20 protein-coding genes and 1 tRNA gene are annotated in these 15,352 nt (G+C 38.8%); 8 read left to right on the top strand and 13 right to left on the bottom strand.

Annotated features, from left to right (window positions below):
* Positions 1 to 312: 312 nt before the first annotated feature.
* The 4 genes from ACI4WO_RS03190 to ACI4WO_RS03175 form a co-directional block, all read right to left on the bottom strand.
* Positions 313 to 801: a hypothetical protein gene (locus ACI4WO_RS03190; RefSeq protein ID WP_439806115.1), complete on the bottom strand. Its 489-nt coding sequence runs from the start codon at positions 799 to 801 to the stop codon at positions 313 to 315.
* Between the two features lie 111 nt (positions 802 to 912).
* A tRNA-Pro gene (locus ACI4WO_RS03185) sits at positions 913 to 989 on the bottom strand.
* 159 nt (positions 990 to 1,148) lie between these two features.
* Positions 1,149 to 1,553 (bottom strand): hypothetical protein, encoded by a 405-nt coding sequence (locus ACI4WO_RS03180; RefSeq protein WP_439806114.1) that lies wholly within the window; start codon positions 1,551 to 1,553, stop codon positions 1,149 to 1,151.
* A 99-nt stretch (positions 1,554 to 1,652) separates the two neighbouring features.
* Positions 1,653 to 2,372 carry an RsmE family RNA methyltransferase gene (locus ACI4WO_RS03175; protein ID WP_439806113.1) on the bottom strand — a complete coding sequence of 240 codons (720 nt, stop codon included), beginning with the start codon at positions 2,370 to 2,372 and terminating at the stop codon, positions 1,653 to 1,655.
* A gap of 183 nt (positions 2,373 to 2,555) precedes the next feature.
* On the opposite strand from ACI4WO_RS03175, the gene ACI4WO_RS03170 reads away from it, so the two are divergent.
* Genes ACI4WO_RS03170 through ACI4WO_RS03160 form a run of 3 tightly spaced genes read left to right on the top strand, consistent with a single transcriptional unit; the run spans position 2,556 to position 3,932 of the window.
* On the top strand, positions 2,556 to 3,170 hold the full coding sequence (locus tag ACI4WO_RS03170; RefSeq protein ID WP_439806112.1) for a hypothetical protein: 615 nt from the start codon (positions 2,556 to 2,558) through the stop codon (positions 3,168 to 3,170).
* A gap of 26 nt (positions 3,171 to 3,196) precedes the next feature.
* Positions 3,197 to 3,508, top strand: a complete 312-nt coding sequence (locus tag ACI4WO_RS03165; protein ID WP_439806111.1) for a hypothetical protein — start codon at positions 3,197 to 3,199, stop codon at positions 3,506 to 3,508.
* The gene (locus ACI4WO_RS03160) at positions 3,501 to 3,932 is read left to right on the top strand and encodes a HEPN domain-containing protein (RefSeq protein ID WP_439806110.1); all 432 of its coding nucleotides are present in this window, start codon (positions 3,501 to 3,503) and stop codon (positions 3,930 to 3,932) included. Before ACI4WO_RS03165 ends, ACI4WO_RS03160 begins: the two co-directional genes overlap by 8 nt.
* Positions 3,933 to 4,029: 97 nt before the next feature.
* Here ACI4WO_RS03160 and ACI4WO_RS03155 read toward each other — a convergent pair whose 3' ends face one another.
* The 3 genes from ACI4WO_RS03155 to ACI4WO_RS03145 all read right to left on the bottom strand — a co-directional run bounded on the left by ACI4WO_RS03155 (position 4,030) and on the right by ACI4WO_RS03145 (position 5,442).
* The gene (locus ACI4WO_RS03155) at positions 4,030 to 4,578 is read right to left on the bottom strand and encodes a sce7726 family protein (RefSeq protein WP_439806109.1); all 549 of its coding nucleotides are present in this window, start codon (positions 4,576 to 4,578) and stop codon (positions 4,030 to 4,032) included.
* Positions 4,578 to 5,117: a flavodoxin family protein gene (locus tag ACI4WO_RS03150; protein ID WP_439806108.1), complete on the bottom strand. Its 540-nt coding sequence runs from the start codon at positions 5,115 to 5,117 to the stop codon at positions 4,578 to 4,580. Before ACI4WO_RS03150 ends, ACI4WO_RS03155 begins: the two co-directional genes overlap by 1 nt.
* A 154-nt stretch (positions 5,118 to 5,271) precedes the next feature.
* Positions 5,272 to 5,442 (bottom strand): DUF362 domain-containing protein, encoded by a 171-nt coding sequence (locus tag ACI4WO_RS03145; RefSeq protein WP_439806107.1) that lies wholly within the window; start codon positions 5,440 to 5,442, stop codon positions 5,272 to 5,274.
* 159 nt (positions 5,443 to 5,601) lie between these two features.
* On the opposite strand from ACI4WO_RS03145, the gene ACI4WO_RS03140 reads away from it, so the two are divergent.
* Entirely contained in the window at positions 5,602 to 6,402 is an 801-nt protein-coding gene (locus tag ACI4WO_RS03140) for an amidohydrolase family protein (RefSeq protein WP_439806106.1), read from the top strand.
* 34 nt (positions 6,403 to 6,436) lie between these two features.
* Here ACI4WO_RS03140 and ACI4WO_RS03135 read toward each other — a convergent pair whose 3' ends face one another.
* A complete protein-coding gene (locus tag ACI4WO_RS03135; protein ID WP_439806105.1) occupies positions 6,437 to 8,458 on the bottom strand; it encodes a methyl-accepting chemotaxis protein in 2,022 nt (673 codons plus the stop codon).
* 257 nt (positions 8,459 to 8,715) lie between these two features.
* Here ACI4WO_RS03135 and ACI4WO_RS03130 point away from each other — a divergent pair, with 257 nt between their 5' ends.
* A complete protein-coding gene (locus ACI4WO_RS03130) occupies positions 8,716 to 9,363 on the top strand; it encodes a hypothetical protein (protein ID WP_439806104.1) in 648 nt (215 codons plus the stop codon).
* A gap of 39 nt (positions 9,364 to 9,402) precedes the next feature.
* Here the strand turns inward: ACI4WO_RS03130 and ACI4WO_RS03125 are convergent, their stop codons facing one another.
* The 3 genes from ACI4WO_RS03125 to ACI4WO_RS03115 are packed head-to-tail and all read right to left on the bottom strand — an operon-like array spanning position 9,403 to position 11,578.
* A complete protein-coding gene (locus ACI4WO_RS03125) occupies positions 9,403 to 10,008 on the bottom strand; it encodes a TIGR04100 family radical SAM protein (protein WP_439806103.1) in 606 nt (201 codons plus the stop codon).
* 24 nt (positions 10,009 to 10,032) lie between these two features.
* Complete coding sequence (locus ACI4WO_RS03120) at positions 10,033 to 11,013, bottom strand: aldo/keto reductase (RefSeq protein WP_439806102.1); 981 nt, start codon at positions 11,011 to 11,013, stop codon at positions 10,033 to 10,035.
* Positions 11,014 to 11,035: 22 nt separating this feature from the next.
* Positions 11,036 to 11,578: a hypothetical protein gene (locus ACI4WO_RS03115; RefSeq protein ID WP_439806101.1), complete on the bottom strand. Its 543-nt coding sequence runs from the start codon at positions 11,576 to 11,578 to the stop codon at positions 11,036 to 11,038.
* A gap of 145 nt (positions 11,579 to 11,723) precedes the next feature.
* On the opposite strand from ACI4WO_RS03115, the gene ACI4WO_RS03110 reads away from it, so the two are divergent.
* Genes ACI4WO_RS03110 through ACI4WO_RS03100 form a run of 3 tightly spaced genes read left to right on the top strand, consistent with a single transcriptional unit; the run spans position 11,724 to position 12,833 of the window.
* Positions 11,724 to 11,975 carry a spore coat associated protein CotJA gene (locus ACI4WO_RS03110; RefSeq protein WP_439806100.1) on the top strand — a complete coding sequence of 84 codons (252 nt, stop codon included), beginning with the start codon at positions 11,724 to 11,726 and terminating at the stop codon, positions 11,973 to 11,975.
* Positions 11,959 to 12,213: a spore coat protein CotJB gene (locus tag ACI4WO_RS03105; RefSeq protein WP_439806099.1), complete on the top strand. Its 255-nt coding sequence runs from the start codon at positions 11,959 to 11,961 to the stop codon at positions 12,211 to 12,213. The genes ACI4WO_RS03110 and ACI4WO_RS03105 overlap by 17 nt, the downstream gene beginning before the upstream one ends.
* A complete protein-coding gene (locus ACI4WO_RS03100) occupies positions 12,213 to 12,833 on the top strand; it encodes a manganese catalase family protein (RefSeq protein WP_439806098.1) in 621 nt (206 codons plus the stop codon). Before ACI4WO_RS03105 ends, ACI4WO_RS03100 begins: the two co-directional genes overlap by 1 nt.
* 61 nt (positions 12,834 to 12,894) lie before the next feature.
* Here ACI4WO_RS03100 and ACI4WO_RS03095 read toward each other — a convergent pair whose 3' ends face one another.
* Positions 12,895 to 14,214: a protoporphyrinogen/coproporphyrinogen oxidase gene (locus tag ACI4WO_RS03095; RefSeq protein ID WP_439806097.1), complete on the bottom strand. Its 1,320-nt coding sequence runs from the start codon at positions 14,212 to 14,214 to the stop codon at positions 12,895 to 12,897.
* A gap of 3 nt (positions 14,215 to 14,217) precedes the next feature.
* Positions 14,218 to 15,352, bottom strand: a 1,135-nt coding sequence (locus ACI4WO_RS03090) for a thiamine pyrophosphate-binding protein (RefSeq protein ID WP_439806096.1), incomplete at its 5' end; no start/stop codon positions are given.

Here is a 15,352-nt window from a genome sequence, read left to right as displayed (position 1 = left end):
TCGGATGTTTTTATCCGGCTTCTTTTTGCACTTGAGGGTGCGGTTGGCGGGTACGCTGAAAGCCTGAAAATTCACCCCTTGCGGAGTGCTTCTAAGGAAAGAAATTTCGCCGTCTGCGGACGGCGAGCAGGGGTGATTCATCACAGGGTAGGGAAATGTCAGCTTTGCTGACAAAAGGGACGGGCTCGGTTAGAGTTGCCCCATGCACCCCACAAGCTTTTGAAAAAGCTTGACCAAAACTTTTTTAATTAAATATCATTTCAAAAAGACTTTTTCGATAAACTGAAGGGAGCCATTAAAAGCTCCCTTAAATTATTTTTTATAAAATTCGTATTGTCCCATGGTTTTTAAATTGTAAAGATTTAAATATTCATAATCCGGCATATAATATCCATAATATGTTACCGGATTTTCCTCTTCCAGAGTATTTGTACCGCCCTCAATGCACTCCTGATTATTGAGGATCAGAACATAGTAATAATCCTCATCAACGCTGAACTGAGCCATTGCATTACGCTGATTTTCTTCTGGAAGCTCATGATTTTCTTCAAGATAATCAATTGCCACCTGACCGCATTTCACAGTAAATGTTCCGGTATAATAGTTGTCATTTCTGTCAGCTTTGTCCCTGAAAAATTTAAAATCCCCGTCTTTGTTAAGTTCCAGAAGCATCCCGCTTGTACTTTCCCATTTATTTCCCGTAAGATAATCCCCGCTTTTTTCCGCCTCTTTGCTGCCGCATGCGGTAAGGGAAAAAGCCATAATCACACTTAATGAAACTGCCGTAATTTTTTTTAACATTGTTTTTCTCCAATCACATTTGCTTTGCCAGTTAAGAAAAAAACTGTGACACCAGAATAAAATGATATCACAGAATAGTAAAGAAAAAATTTTTATTACAATTTAAGGGGGTGGTCGAGGTGACGGGACTTGAACCCACGGCCTCTGCGTCCCGAACGCAGCGCTCTACCAAACTGAGCCACACCTCGATTGCCAAATTATTATATCACATTTTTTCTGATTTGTAAAGGGGTTTTTAAGATTTTTTATAAAAAATTGCCGACGCATCAGAAACCTGTCCGCACAGACGTCCGAAAACGTCCTTTCTATGCGGACAAGAGCTGATTATGGTATCGGTAAAAACGGTATTAAACCTCGTCAGATTCAACAGTGTCTTCAACCTTATCAAGAACTTCCTCTTCAGAAGCACCGCATGCGCATGCGTCAGTGATAATAACGCTTTCTTCTGTTTTGTCAGCAGGAATTTCGTTAACAGAATCGTCATCATCGTCATCACAGTCGCAGCAGTCACCGCAGCAGTCATCACATGCAAGATCACTGTCATCACAGTAATCATATTCTTTTTTCTTTTTTACAAATACAGTTGCAGCTACAGCCGCTGCTGCTCCGGCAATAAGTCCGATAATTAATCCTTTTTTCATTGTAGTCCTCTTTTCTCCGCAGGGAAACGCCCGGCCTGCGGTCCGTTCCGGCTTTATTTTACCATTTATATCCACAAGGATTCCCAGAGCAGTTATTACATGTCTTTGCACAGCTTTTTTCCGTTAATTTTCTCATAGGAAGTCCGCAAATGTAATGAAATAACTGCCTTTCATTAATTATATCATATTTTGCAGATAATTTCAACAATTTTATAAATTTTTTGTTATATACATCAAAATTGAAATTGCAGTCAAAGGTGCGGTTTCACATCTTAAAATTCGTTCTCCCAGCCAGACCGTCTGAATACCTGCGGCTCTTGCAGCTTCCGCCTCTTCTTCATCAAATCCGCCTTCACTTCCCACAAAAAGAGCAACAGTTTTTTTATTTTCTGTTTTAAGTTCAGAAAATCTTATTCCGCCCTCTTCGTAAAGCATTACCGGACAGTCAAACGCTTTCATCTGTTCAACAGCTTCGCTGAATGAAACAATGGAAGTTACATCCGGGATAATTCCTCTCCCCGACTGCTTTGCAGCCTCCAGAGCTATCTTATTAAGCCTTGTACGCTTTTTTTCAAAGTCCTTTTTATCCGGTCTTGAAACGCAGCGTCTTGTAAGCACAGGAACTATTTCAGACGCTCCCAGCTCAACAGCCTTCTGGATAATATGCTCCAGCTTGTCCTGTTTAGGCACAGCCTGAAACAGAGTAAGCTTTATTGATGGTTCAGCAGAGCAAAGTCTGCTGTTTTGTATATTCAGATAAACAGTATCTTCCGTAATTGATTTTATGTCACATTCATAATCCACACCACAGGCACAGACTGTCAGCTTTTCACCGGGTCTCATTCTCAGAGAACGTCCGATATGGCGGGCATCTTCCCCGGTTATTGACGGATTTTCCGTGTCAATGTGTTCAAGAAAAAATCTGGGCATGTTTCCTCCTGAATTATTATTTGCCGAAAGGCAAAAAAATCTACAAGTAAATTATACTATATTTCTGATATTTTTTCAACAATTTTTATAAATTATAATTTCTTTGATTGACAGAAAGCTTATTTTGTGCTATTGTTATAATAGTTTTAAGTCGGACTGATTTCCGGCAGAATGGAGATTGATATGAAAAAATTTTTATCCCTGATGATTGCAATGGTTTTTTCTGCCGTATTATTCTGCGGATGCAGTGAGGAAGAAGATATCAGCAATATGAAAGAAGAAGATATGCCATACGGTTCTACAATGCGTCAGACTTCCAGTCATGACATTGACATGCTGTTTGACAGGCGCTTTTTTACTGATGAAGAAATGAACAAGCTTGCAGATTATTATTATTCTGTACAGACAAAGGATACTGAACTTTTTGAATCTACTCAGCCAAAATATTATATTGATTATTTAAAGGAAAACAGCGGACAGGAGGTTTCAGATTTTATAAATGAAGTTTCTGAAGATACTGTTGCTGCTTTAGGCGAAAGCTATAAATTTATATCGATTGAGGCTACAAACTGCGGCGGAAGAAATGCCGACACAAATATTGATGATATTATCACCATGCTCAATGGAATTTATGAGGAAAACGGTGCTGAAAAGTCATTTGAGGAAACTTTAACGGATGTAAAATTTGCCCTGCTTGATCTTACAGCAAGTCCTGACGGCGAAAGCAACGAATATAGTTATACAGATAAAATAATATATATATTCGACTGTGAAGACGGAATTTATATTATAAACTGATAATCATTACAGAAACGGAGAAAAATATGAAAAACAACCCGCATATTCAAAAGCTTGTAAAAAGTATTGCGGATCATTGTGATGAATTGATACGCATATATCTGATAAGCAATAAAATCAATACAGACGGAGAGCTTACAAGCTTCAAGCTTGCACTGATTGTGGATGATCAGGTCAAAAACAGCTCCGAGCTTGAATGCAGACTGTATCTTAATATTGACTGTGAACTTCCTTTTGATATTGTTATTTATCGTGAAGAGGAATTTGACAGTCTGAAAAATGAAATAGGAACATTTGCGTGGAAAATAAATAATTCCGGGACGGTGCTGTATGGGTAGAGGATATCGTGACAATGACAGCCGAAGATATTTTGACTGGCTTTATTATGCCAATCTTGATTTGCTTGCCGCAAAAACACTGCTGGGAGATGAACGCTGCTATAACGGTGCGGCATTCCATTGTCAGCAGTGCATAGAAAAGGGGCTTAAGGGGTATCTTCTTTTTAAAAAGCACAAGCTTTATGACGGACACAACCTGACATGGCTGTGCAAGCAGGCTATGCAGATTGACAATCATTTTTCAAAATGGCTGGAAAAAAGCACACTGCTTAATCATTACTACATAGAAACAAGGTATCCGGCTGATATGCCCTTTGACATTGATACTGATACGGTAATGGAGCTTATTCATTCCGCATCAGAAATGCTCAGCTTTATAACTGAGATTATTCATTTTGATTTCAGAAGCTATCATAAAAAATAATAAAAAAGGAGCTTTTTCAGGTAAAATTGAAAAAGCTCTTTTTTACTGTAAAAGTTGAAGGAACGCCATTGTAAGAAAGGGCGTTCCCTTATAAATTTTACAACAATGTATAATCTCTCTCAAAAAGCTCCTCATACATTTGCTTTTTAAGAAATTCCTCAGGAACTCTCTCCAAAAGCTTTTTCCTGATAAAATCCTTACTCTTCTGAGGGTATCCGGGCATAAAATTTACAGCCAGAATATGCGACAGCTCCCTTTTCCACAAAAGCTCCATCTGCTTTTTAAGTTTTACCTTCGGATTTTTCCCGTGAGGTCTTACAAGCTCAACTGATACTCCGCCATCCGATTCATAAACGCAGAATATTCCCCAGTAATCGGGAATATGTTTTTCTACGCCTTTGCGGTGAGTTTTCCCGACAACAACATAATTGAAGTCAAAATAGACGTCATAATTCTTCACCTGTGACGCCAGACGGCTGTATGTATCATTATCGCTTTTTATTTCAAATCCGATAAGTCCATAATCGGTCACAGCATAAATATCAGCTCGTGATGTATGGATAGGAACTTCCTCAAAGGTACGGTGCTTACCATAATTATTATCCAGATACCAAAACAGTGCTTCTCTTATATTCGGATCAAGCATTACAGGCTTCTGCCCATTTCATATGCCTTTTTCATGGCATCTTCCCTGCTGCTGTCGCCGCCTATTATCTGTTTTCCCACAAGCTCCATGCCCTTGCCGGTAAATGTACTCAGATACCAGTCATATTTTTCCGGATAATCCGGGTAATTCTCCGGCGCACCCTGTGCAAAAATTCCGGCAAGCTTTATACCCGGCTGAAGCCTTGAGGTTTTGTCAGGATTATTCATACAGTAATGCCTGTTCATAAATGTTATCATAGGTCCGGCAATATTTGCATAGTAATTCGGCGAGGTCACAAGCAATGCGGAACATTCATGCAGTTCCTTGTAATATTTCTGCATATCGTCCTGTATAATACAGTCCGTACCGTTTTTACGGCAGCTGCCGCAGCCCATACAGCCTTTGATATTCATTTCATTTACTTTAAAAATCACTGCTTCATAACCTGCGTCCTCAGCACCTTTTATAAACTGCTCCGCAGCAGCCTCTGAAACTGAACCAGATCTTGTACTTCCCAGTACTGCAACTAATTTTTTCATTTTTATACCTCCCAAATACAGATAATCATAAACATTTCAATCTGATGTTATTCAAATAATATTAAGATCCAGCATATATTGTATATGCATTTACTGTTTCAAACAAAAAGAACACCTTTTCAAAAAATAAAAGGTGTTCTTTTATGAAGTAAAATTATTCAGCCGCAGGAGCTGAAACAGGACATGTACCAGCACAAGCGCCGCAGTCGATACACTTTTCAGAATCGATAACGTACTTGTCGTCTCCCTCTGAGATAGCTCCAACTGGACATTCGCCAGCACAAGCACCACAGCTGATGCATTCATCTGAAATTTTGTATGCCATTATTAACACCTCCGAACAGTTAATAGAGCAAAAATTACTCTTACTTATATTCTATCATATTTTTAAAAAAAAGCAAGTGTTTTTTTAAAATTACAATTGACAAATTGTACACAAAGATATACTATTAAATAAATAGCTTTTATTAAAGGGTGAAAAATAATGTTTATAGATTTTCATACTCATGCTTTTTCTGATAAAATTGTGAAAAAAGCAATGAGCAGTCTTGAAGGCACATCGGGCATAAAGCCGCATACCGACGGCACTGTAAAAGGGATGCTTGAACTTATGGATAAAAACGGCATTGATAAGTCAGTACTGCTTCCCATTGCCACCAAACCGTCTCAGCAGACAGTTGTAAACAACTGGGCAAAGGAAGTAATGTCAGACCGTATTTATCCGTTTGGCAGCGTTCATCCGGATGCTCCCGACGCAGAAAAGGAAATTGAACGTATAAAGGAGATGGGGCTATACGGAATAAAGCTTCATCCGGACTATCAGAATTTTTATACAAGTGATAAAAAAATTTACCCCATACTGCAAAAATGCTCAGATCTGGGATTAATGGTCGTATTCCACGCCGGATATGACCCACTGTCACCTGATGATCTGCACAGTACACCTGCTGATTATGCCGCAATACACAAGGATTTTCCGGACCTTACTATGATTCTTGCTCATCTGGGAGGCATGTACAGATGGGAACAGACAGAGCGTTATCTTGCCGGAAAGGACGGCAGACTCTTTTTTGATATAAGTTTTATTGCCGGAGAAATAGGAACATCCATACTCTCAAGAATAATTAAAAAGCATGGTGCAGACAGAATTCTTCTTGCCAGTGACTGTCCATGGGATAATCCGGTAAATGAAATAAAAATGATAGAAAATCTGGATATTCCAGCGGAAGACAAAGAAAAAATCTTTTTCAGAAACGCAGCCGGACTGCTAAATATCAAAATATAAGTTAAGGGAACGCCTGACACGTTCCCTTTTATTTTCAGAGTTTGAATTCAGAAATAAGATCAGTAAGCATTGTTGCCTGACCGCTGAGTTCCTCGCTTGAAGCAGCACTTGACTGAGCTGTTCCGGAGTTTTCACTGACAATTTCAGAAATTGAATTTAAGCTTTCAAAAATATTGTCCATATATTTGCTTTGTTCTTTTGCAGATGCAGAAATTTTATTGATATTTTCATCAACAAGAACAGTATCATTAACTGCTTCTGAAAGATATTCAGCAGTAGAATTTGCAAGTGCCGCACCGGCTGAAATAGCATCTACCGTCTGCTGTATCAATGATGAAGACTGCCTTGCTGCTTCAGCAGATTTTCCGGCAAGATTTCTGACTTCTCCGGCAACCACTGTAAATCCCTTTCCTGCCGTACCTGCACGGGCAGCTTCCACAGAAGCATTAAGTGCCAGAATATTAGTCTGAAAAGCAATATCATCAATAGTTTTAACAATACTTGCAGTTTTTGCTGACATTTCAGATATTTCCTTCATTGCCGCAAGAAGTTTGTTCATTTCCTCATTGCTGTTTTCAATTTTTCCCTTGGCACTGTTTGCAAGCCTGCTGGCATTTGTCGCATTTGTGTCACTTGATTTCACCTTATCAATAACTGAACGGATATTTTCATTAAGATTCTGTATAGACTCCGTCTGATTATTAACTCCGGCTGCAAGCTCTGTTGCAGACTGTGCAATATTTTCCGCACCCAGTGATACCTGCTGCGACGCTGTTTCAATATTATTAAGGGTACTTCTCATAGATGAGATTATATGTGTAAGAGATTCCTTGATTTCTGCATAATCTCCTATATAATCCTCTGTAACTTCAATGGTAAAATCTCCTTGTGCAAGGCAATCGAGTTTCTGAGAAATATCAGCTATGTAATGTCTTGTAAATTCCGTACAGTGTCTAAAACTGTCACATAGCTTACCTATCTCATCAGAAGCATTATAATTGAATTCAGCCTTAAGATTTCCGCCGGCAATCTCCTCTGCTGCGGCTGTGATTTTCTTAAGCGGTCTGAGATGATAATTTGTAACAGCTATCATTATGCCATTTCCGATTACAACAAAAATAACAATTACAAGAATGTAAACAAGCTTGAGTTTACTGAGTGAACCAACAATATCTCCTTTGGGAATTATACAGCCGATCACCCAGTCAGCAGCATCAAGACGTTCAAAGTCAAAGTATTTTTCAGTGCCGTCATAGTCCTTATTAAGTTCCATATATACTGTGTCATCACTGACAAGTGACAGAACTTTTCCATAATCACCATCTGCATCATTTGCAGACATTATTACAGCATTTCCGGATTCATCAGTATGCGGAGCATAGTCTTCAGACGGATGAATGACAAAATTTCCGTCACTGTCAATAAGGACAGGCGCACCGTTATCTGTAATTTTCATCTCATTTACTATATTCATGACTGAGTCAAGTGTAATATCAATTGCAAAAACACCCGCAACAGTTCCGTTTTCCTTTATTGGTGCACTAACCGTGATAATCATTGAACCTGTCGCCGTATCAATATATGGTGATGTAAATACGGTGCTGCCTGATTTGACCGCATTCTGATACCAGCTTCGTGATGTCGGATCAAAATCTTCCGGCAGTGTGGAAGTGTCTGTTACTGCCATAAATAATGATTTATCAGAATAAGCAGTATAACAGTCAAGCAGATCATCATTTAACTCCATCACACTGTCTATAAAATAATCATTATTGTCATGTCCCTGAGTTTTTTCTCCCAGAACACCGGCGGCATTTGCCTGTTCAGCGGTAAAAGCTGCCTGTTTGTCAAGCCATGCGTTAACCTGTTCACCATAAACGGAAAGCGATTGTCCGGACTCGTTTACCGCCTCGTCTTTTACAATATCGTACACCGCAGCATAGCTGATAACCGCCATTAAAATCAGCACAACAGAAATAGTAAGCATTGAAAAAACTTTAATTGCCTTTGTAAGCCCCATTGATGATTTCCCAACAGTTTTAGAATTTGATGCCATATGATTCCCCCTGAATATCAGAGCCTGTAAAGACAGGTTCTTATTTTTCTGTAGAAAAACAATATATTTACTCAATAAATTTAAAACATTTATAATTGTTATCAATAATTTTATCATATTTTGTAAATTTTGTCAACTTTTTTTGTTTTTATAAGGTGCAAATCAAAAAATTATGTAAATAATGCTATTGACTAAATTTTATTATTATGATAAAATAATCTTGTTGTTTTTTGGATAAGTATTGTAAGGAGAAAAATATGAAAAAAGTTTTAACAGGCATTCTTTCTGCCGCTGTTCTTGTATCCTCACTTGCAGGATGCAGCAGTGTAAATAAAGATAAATATATTAACAACAATTCGCAGTCATCAGAATCCCAGAGCAGCGAAAATACTGCACAGTCCTCAGAAGCTTTTTCTGACTGGACAACTCTCACATTCGGAATCGGTACGGAAAGTTACACACCGGAATTCAACTTATCAGTACTCACTGATTCAGGTTGGTCATTTGATCCTGCATTATACGGCTTAAACGATTTAACAGTTACTCCGGGACTGAGGCTTTCCTGTGATGTTTACCTCGCCCACGAAAGCTGTGATGACGGTGTTCTGGCTGTAGGATTTACAAATACAGGTGATTCAGACGTAGCTTTGGCGGATTGTCAGATATGGTCAGTAAGAGTTGATATAAAGGACAAAAATAATTATCCGGCATTCTCAGTTCCGGGAAACGTTCAGTGGAATACTCCTCAGAACGATATAAAGGCTTTACTTGGTGAACCTTCTGAAACCAAACAGGAAGAAGAAGGCTGCACTGAACTTGTATACAACAAAGACGGAAACAAAATCATTCACTACTATGTTTATGACGAAGGCGGATTCCAGAAATTCTGGATTGAAAAATTTTAAAAATTCATCCCTGTATTCAAAAGGAATACAGGGATTTTTTCAGCTTTCGTATTTTCTTACTCTCAGAGGAATTCCAAGCTCATCGGCAGTCTGACGGGCAGCCTCAATTTCCTTTTCTCCTATAACGTCTACAACTGTAAATATTACTTTCGGCACGTACTTTTTACAGTCGGATGCAAATTTTTTCATTGCTTCATAGGAACATTCGCCGAATGACGGACGGGTAACCTTAAGATATTCTTCTTTTGTTCCGGCGTTTAAACTGATTGAAACTATATCAACAACTCCCTGGAGCTTTTGGGCAGTAGGTTCGTTATGAATAAGATCAGAAAGACCATTTGTATTGATTCTTACAGATGGTCCGTTGTTTTTCTTTATAAACTCTGCCGTTTTCAGAAGCGTATCAAGACGCTGTGTAGGCTCGCCATATCCACAGAAAACTATTTCATCATATTTTTTATAATCATGCTTTTCAAGTGCATCTGTCACTTCCTGAACAGATGGTTCATGTTCCAGCCACAGACTGTCAGATCCGTAAGCACCGTCTCCATTTTTTCTTATGCAGAATGTACAGCTGCACGGACATTTATTTGTAATATTTACATAAAGATTTTTACCAACCTCATACACAATTGTCATTGCCATAACGCTTCTCCTTTTTTATATGCCTTATCTGATTATTTCATCTATTTTCTTAATCTCTTCATCAGAAAAATCTGTCTTAAAAACTGCCTGAGCATTTTCAACAATTTGTTCCGGACGGCTTGCACCTATCAGTACTGTTGTAACTTTACCGTCCCTGAGTACCCATGAAAGAGCCATCTGGGAAAGTTTCTGCCCTCTTTCAGCCGCTATGTCATTCAGCTTTTTGAGTTTTTCCACAGTTTGTTCATCCGGCTGATTTTTCATCCATGGACGCTTTGATGCTCCCGGTTCAGTACCGATATATTTATCAGTCAGCATTCCCTGTGCAAGTGGTGAAAATACAGCAAGTCCCAACCCGTTTTCACAGGCAAAATCCTTTAAACCGTCCTCTTCAATCCATCTGTTAAGCATGGAATAAGACGGCTGATTGATAATAAACGGTGTTTTAAGCTCATCAAAAATCTTCTTGATTTCTTTAGTCTGCTGAGCATTATAGTTTGACACGCCCACATAAAGTGCCTTTCCCTGCTTAACCGCATTATCAAGTGCAAGTGCAACTTCTTCAAGGGGAGTTTCCGGATCATAAATATGATGATAGAAAATATCAACATAATCAAGCTTCATGCGTTTCAGTGACTGGTCAAGAGAAGCCGTTAAATATTTTCTGGAACCATTCTTTGAGCCATAAGGTCCGGGCCACATGTCATATCCTGCTTTGGTGGATATGCAAAGCTCATCACGGTATTTTCCAAGTCCTCTGCTTAAAATTTTACCAAAGTTTTCTTCGGCTGCTCCGTTATACGGATCCCCGTAATTATTTGCAAGGTCAAAATGAATTATGCCGTTGTCAAATGCCGTATGGCACATATTTTCCATATTTTCAAAGCTATCAGTAAAACTGAAATTCTGCCACATTCCCAGAGAAACCGGAGGCAGCTTTAATCCCCATTTTCCGACATGTCTGTAATACATTCTGTCGTATCTTTTTTCATCTGCAATATACATTTAATTTATCCTTTCCTGTTTATCAAGTTGTTTCTTCCGTTTGGATTACTTCTTCATCATAATATATAACAGGTTCAATAATCAGATTATCTGTTCTGAACACATTAATTAATTTATCGTAATGAAGAATATATTTTTCATAATCATAATTGACCGTATTTATTGCGTATGATGTGTAGGTATTCCCGCTTGAAAAAGTTTCGGTTGTCATCGTCACGTCACATTCTGAAATCCTTATGAGATAATAGGTTTCGCCGCCCTGTATAAAAATCTCACTGTCGCCATAATAAGTATCTTTTTCATATGACAAGTCGGTCATATATACAGTATAATATTTATCATCTTCATCTTTGTAGATATAGTCATATCCGGTGGCATCGCCGGTAGGAAGCATCCAGTCACACTCTTTTTGATAATCAATAAATTCCCAGCTGTCAGGGATAATCCCCTCATCAGACAAAACGTCAATAATATTATTCCGGTCTTTCTCTTCAATTAGTACGTCCATGCAGCCGGTCAGAAGAAAAAGCATTGCAGAAATTATTATAAGAAATTTCTTTTTCATTTTATTCAACCTTAACTACTACGAGATTTATTTTAATAATATTAGCATTATTCCAAAACTTTGTCAAGTTAACACAATCACTTAATTAAACATAAAATATAGTGTACGGTCAGACCGTGCAAATATACCATGGGAGGGTATTCAATTGGATTTCAGTATGTTTGAAAATATCCGTGTTGCTCCGGATGTGACTAAGCCTGTTATGCGTCCGCCTGAAAGCGGCATGAATAAAAAAAACCGATTTCCGGAACATACTCCGCTGGCAATGGCATATGTACCATTTCAGCAATGGGAACAGCCTTACAGTGAGGAAAAAGCCTTTGAAAGAGGTACTATTTTTCCGGAATTAGATTTGCCTTTCGCTCCGGAGGAGGGTTGTTATGAACCAGAAGGATAAACTGCTCCAGATAATTCAGATGTATGGTTTTGCACTTGATGAAATCATTCTTTATCTTGACACACATCCTGAATGTCAGGACGGACTTGATTATTACAACAAATATTTAGCACTGAAAAAAGCTGCTGTTGAAGAATATAACAAACTTTATGGTCCGCTTACCGCCGAACAGGTTTTAAGCCGTAACAAATGGACCTGGGTTCATGAGCCGTGGCCATGGGAAAGGAGTGCTAATTAATGTGGCAATATGAAAAAAAATTACAGTATCCGGTCAATATTAAAAATCCTGATCCTAAACTTGCAAAATTTATAATAAGCCAGCTGGGCGGTCCGGACGGTGAACTGGCAGCGTCAATGCGTTACCTGAATCAACGGTACTCTATGCCATATGGAGAGGTAAAGGGATTGTTAACTGATATCGGTACGGAAGAACTGGCACATATGGAAATGATTTCTGCTATATTATATCAGCTGACACGAAATCTCACTCCTGACCAGATTAAGGAAAGCGGATTTGACGCTTATTTTGTAGACCACACAACTGGAATATATCCTGTTGCGGCATCCGGCATGCCATTTACAGCAACATATTTTCAGGTCAAAGGAGATCCCATTACTGACCTGATGGAAGATATGGCAGCAGAGCAAAAAGCCCGTTCCACTTATGACAACATTCTTCGTCTGGCAGATGATCCTGATGTAAGGGATCCGATAAAATTCCTCAGAGAAAGAGAAATTGTTCATTTCCAGCGTTTCGGCGAAGGCTTACGCATAACACAGGACAATTTAAATTCCAAAAATTTTTATGCATGCAATCCGGCTTTTGATAAAAAATGCGGCAAAAACTGCAGAAGATAATTTTAAAGCCTCCCGTTTTTTCTCCGGGAGGCTTTAAGCTTGTCAAAAAAATAAATTTAAATTAAATATCATTTTCAAAATAGCTTTTTTTACTGCGACTATTTTTTATTTTCTCTGCTGCACTTTGTCCGCTTAAAATGCTCTGACCAGTCCACAGATATCCCCATTCACCGAATCTTCCTATATAATAAATCCCCAGCGTATCAAGGTAATCGTGAATTATCTTCCTTGCCTTATATATTTCTTTTGTAAACATGATATTGGCATATTTTTCTGTTCTGACATCTGTTACTGCTATATCTTCCCCACGGAAAAGCCCCATACCAATCATCTGACGTATTGTTTCATCTTTTATTTGTTCAGGAGATTTTTTCAGCGGCTTGTATTTTGAATAATAAATTTCTGCCTGCATTGCCGAGCATCCATCCGGAACATTGGCAGGAGATTTTATATCCGGACAATATATTCTTGCCGGAAGTATGTCTTCATCATAAATATAAAACCATAATGATGGAGAAGAATGTTTTTTATTCAGTCCCACAGAAACCATTACACCAGAGGTATAGTCCAGTGAATCTGCTGCATTGACCACTTCTTCCGGCACTTTTATATCCGATATACTGTGTATAAGTATATCCAGCGGTATTGATGTTACAAGTTCTTCAAAATTTACTGTTTCACCGTCTTTGAATACCGCTTCTTTACTATTTATGCGAAGCTCTGTCAATTCCTTGCTGCCATTAAAATAATCCCCGTAAAAAGGAGTGAAAAAGCTGCCGTAGCCGCCCTTTGCCGGATAGTGCATCTCCTTGCTGTAATGAACATTGGGCGTTTCAGAAGTCATTGCACCCCGAAGCACTTCCTCAATTGACGGCGTATACATACGTCCCTCAACCCATTTTGTTTCAAGCATATCAGGCTCAACTGTCCAGTATTTGCGTGTGTATTTTGCCGGATAGTTGTCAGTAAAATAATCACCGTACTGCATTCTCAGCCACTGGTCATAATTTTCCGGAACATTTATTTTCCGTTCGATAAATCCTTTTATAATTTTAATTCTTTCTTCAACATCAAGGTTTATAAGATTATTCTGAACGGGATTTCTGATCCATGTTCCCTTGCTGTAATTATAAGCCTCCGGAACATGAGTTATGAAGTCTGTTTTATCCTCAAGCATTGATATTACATAAGGATCTTTACAAAAATTCACATGGGCAAATGTATCAAATGTAAATCCGTCAATACTGAAACTTCTGCACAGTCCTCCGGGGCTTTCATTTTTATCATATAATCCGACATTAATACCGGATCTGTCAAGAGTATAGGCAGCGGAAAGTCCCGCCGGACCGCCGCCAAGTACCAGAACATCATATTTATTCATAGCTTATTCCTTATCAAGAAACGGCCACAGGTCGTCAAATTCAGCAGCTTTCAGTGAACCGTCCGGCATTACACGGGAAGCAATTCTCGGAGCAATTATACCAAATTCCTCCACCATTACCTCACACACAACAGGTCCGTCATAGCCGAACACTTCCTGAAGCTTCTGGTCAATTTCATCTTTTTTTGATATTTTTACAGCTTTCAGACCATAAGCTTCAGCAACCTTGCAAAAGTCCGGAGTCTGTACACCGCTGTCAGGCCCTACCCCCAAAAATCTGTCATTCATATAGTTATGCTGATTATGACGTATAAGCATATACCCGTTATTGTTGTATACAAACAGTTTCAGCGGAAGATTATAGTATTTCATTGTGGCAAAATCCTGAATATTCATCTGAGTACTGCCGTCCCCCGAAAGAGCAATAACCTTGTCTGACATTGTTGAAACACCTACAGCACTTGCCCAGAAGCCCATACACGAAAGTCCGCCGGAAATAATATATCTCTGACCCTCTTTAAGATTCCATGTCTGGGAAACGATATTGCAAACACTTCCTGTATCAACAATTACATTTGTATTTTCCGGAGTATATTTGCTGAGTTTTTCTGTAAAATAATAGCTGTTTATCACATCTGCACTGCGGTATTCAGGCTGTACCACCGGATATTTTTTCCGAAGATCTGTACAATGTTTTACCCATTCACTGCGTGATGTGACATCATAATTATCATCAGCATTTTGAATAAGCTTGTCCAGAAAATCAGATATATCGCAGTGATAGTTTTCATTTACAGGAACATCGCCCTTGTCAAGTTCCTTCTTATCAATATCAACCATTACTTTATATGCATTCTTTCCGAAACGGTCAGGATAGTAACCGATTGTAGATACCGAAAGACGGCTGCCCAGAATAAGTAAAAAGTCACATTCCTGAATAGCAAAATGAGAAGGTCTGTCACCGTAGCTGCCCGGTCTTCCGGCAAAAAGTCTGTGTTCTGACGGTATAACGTCTATACCGCCTCTTGAGGTTACAACCGGAATATTCTGCTTCTCGCAGAATTCAACAAGCTTGTCCGCACAGCCGGAGGTTCTGACTCCATAGCCTGCCATTACCAGAGGCTTTTTAGCGTCTTTA

Source organism: Porcipelethomonas sp., from assembly GCF_051893655.1.
GTDB lineage: Bacteria > Bacillota > Clostridia > Oscillospirales > Ruminococcaceae > Porcipelethomonas.
The sequence above is the reverse complement of the archived record's forward strand: the minus strand, read 5'-3'. Positions and strand labels throughout refer to the sequence as shown.

Excerpts from the sequence above, each read along its gene's own strand:
- ACI4WO_RS03190 (WP_439806115.1), bottom strand. The coding sequence starts at position 801 with ATGTTAAAAAAAATTACGGCAGTTTCATTAAGTGTGATTATGGCTTTT.
- ACI4WO_RS03175 (WP_439806113.1), bottom strand. The coding sequence starts at position 2,372 with ATGCCCAGATTTTTTCTTGAACACATTGACACGGAAAATCCGTCAATA.
- ACI4WO_RS03170 (WP_439806112.1), top strand. The coding sequence starts at position 2,556 with ATGAAAAAATTTTTATCCCTGATGATTGCAATGGTTTTTTCTGCCGTA.
- ACI4WO_RS03165 (WP_439806111.1), top strand. The coding sequence starts at position 3,197 with ATGAAAAACAACCCGCATATTCAAAAGCTTGTAAAAAGTATTGCGGAT.
- ACI4WO_RS03160 (WP_439806110.1), top strand. The coding sequence starts at position 3,501 with ATGGGTAGAGGATATCGTGACAATGACAGCCGAAGATATTTTGACTGG.
- ACI4WO_RS03155 (WP_439806109.1), bottom strand. The coding sequence starts at position 4,578 with ATGCTTGATCCGAATATAAGAGAAGCACTGTTTTGGTATCTGGATAAT.
- ACI4WO_RS03150 (WP_439806108.1), bottom strand. The coding sequence starts at position 5,117 with ATGAAAAAATTAGTTGCAGTACTGGGAAGTACAAGATCTGGTTCAGTT.
- ACI4WO_RS03145 (WP_439806107.1), bottom strand. The coding sequence starts at position 5,442 with ATGGCATACAAAATTTCAGATGAATGCATCAGCTGTGGTGCTTGTGCT.
- ACI4WO_RS03140 (WP_439806106.1), top strand. The coding sequence starts at position 5,602 with ATGTTTATAGATTTTCATACTCATGCTTTTTCTGATAAAATTGTGAAA.
- ACI4WO_RS03135 (WP_439806105.1), bottom strand. The coding sequence starts at position 8,458 with ATGGCATCAAATTCTAAAACTGTTGGGAAATCATCAATGGGGCTTACA.
- ACI4WO_RS03130 (WP_439806104.1), top strand. The coding sequence starts at position 8,716 with ATGAAAAAAGTTTTAACAGGCATTCTTTCTGCCGCTGTTCTTGTATCC.
- ACI4WO_RS03125 (WP_439806103.1), bottom strand. The coding sequence starts at position 10,008 with ATGGCAATGACAATTGTGTATGAGGTTGGTAAAAATCTTTATGTAAAT.
- ACI4WO_RS03120 (WP_439806102.1), bottom strand. The coding sequence starts at position 11,013 with ATGTATATTGCAGATGAAAAAAGATACGACAGAATGTATTACAGACAT.
- ACI4WO_RS03115 (WP_439806101.1), bottom strand. The coding sequence starts at position 11,578 with ATGAAAAAGAAATTTCTTATAATAATTTCTGCAATGCTTTTTCTTCTG.
- ACI4WO_RS03105 (WP_439806099.1), top strand. The coding sequence starts at position 11,959 with ATGAACCAGAAGGATAAACTGCTCCAGATAATTCAGATGTATGGTTTT.
- ACI4WO_RS03100 (WP_439806098.1), top strand. The coding sequence starts at position 12,213 with ATGTGGCAATATGAAAAAAAATTACAGTATCCGGTCAATATTAAAAAT.
- ACI4WO_RS03095 (WP_439806097.1), bottom strand. The coding sequence starts at position 14,214 with ATGAATAAATATGATGTTCTGGTACTTGGCGGCGGTCCGGCGGGACTT.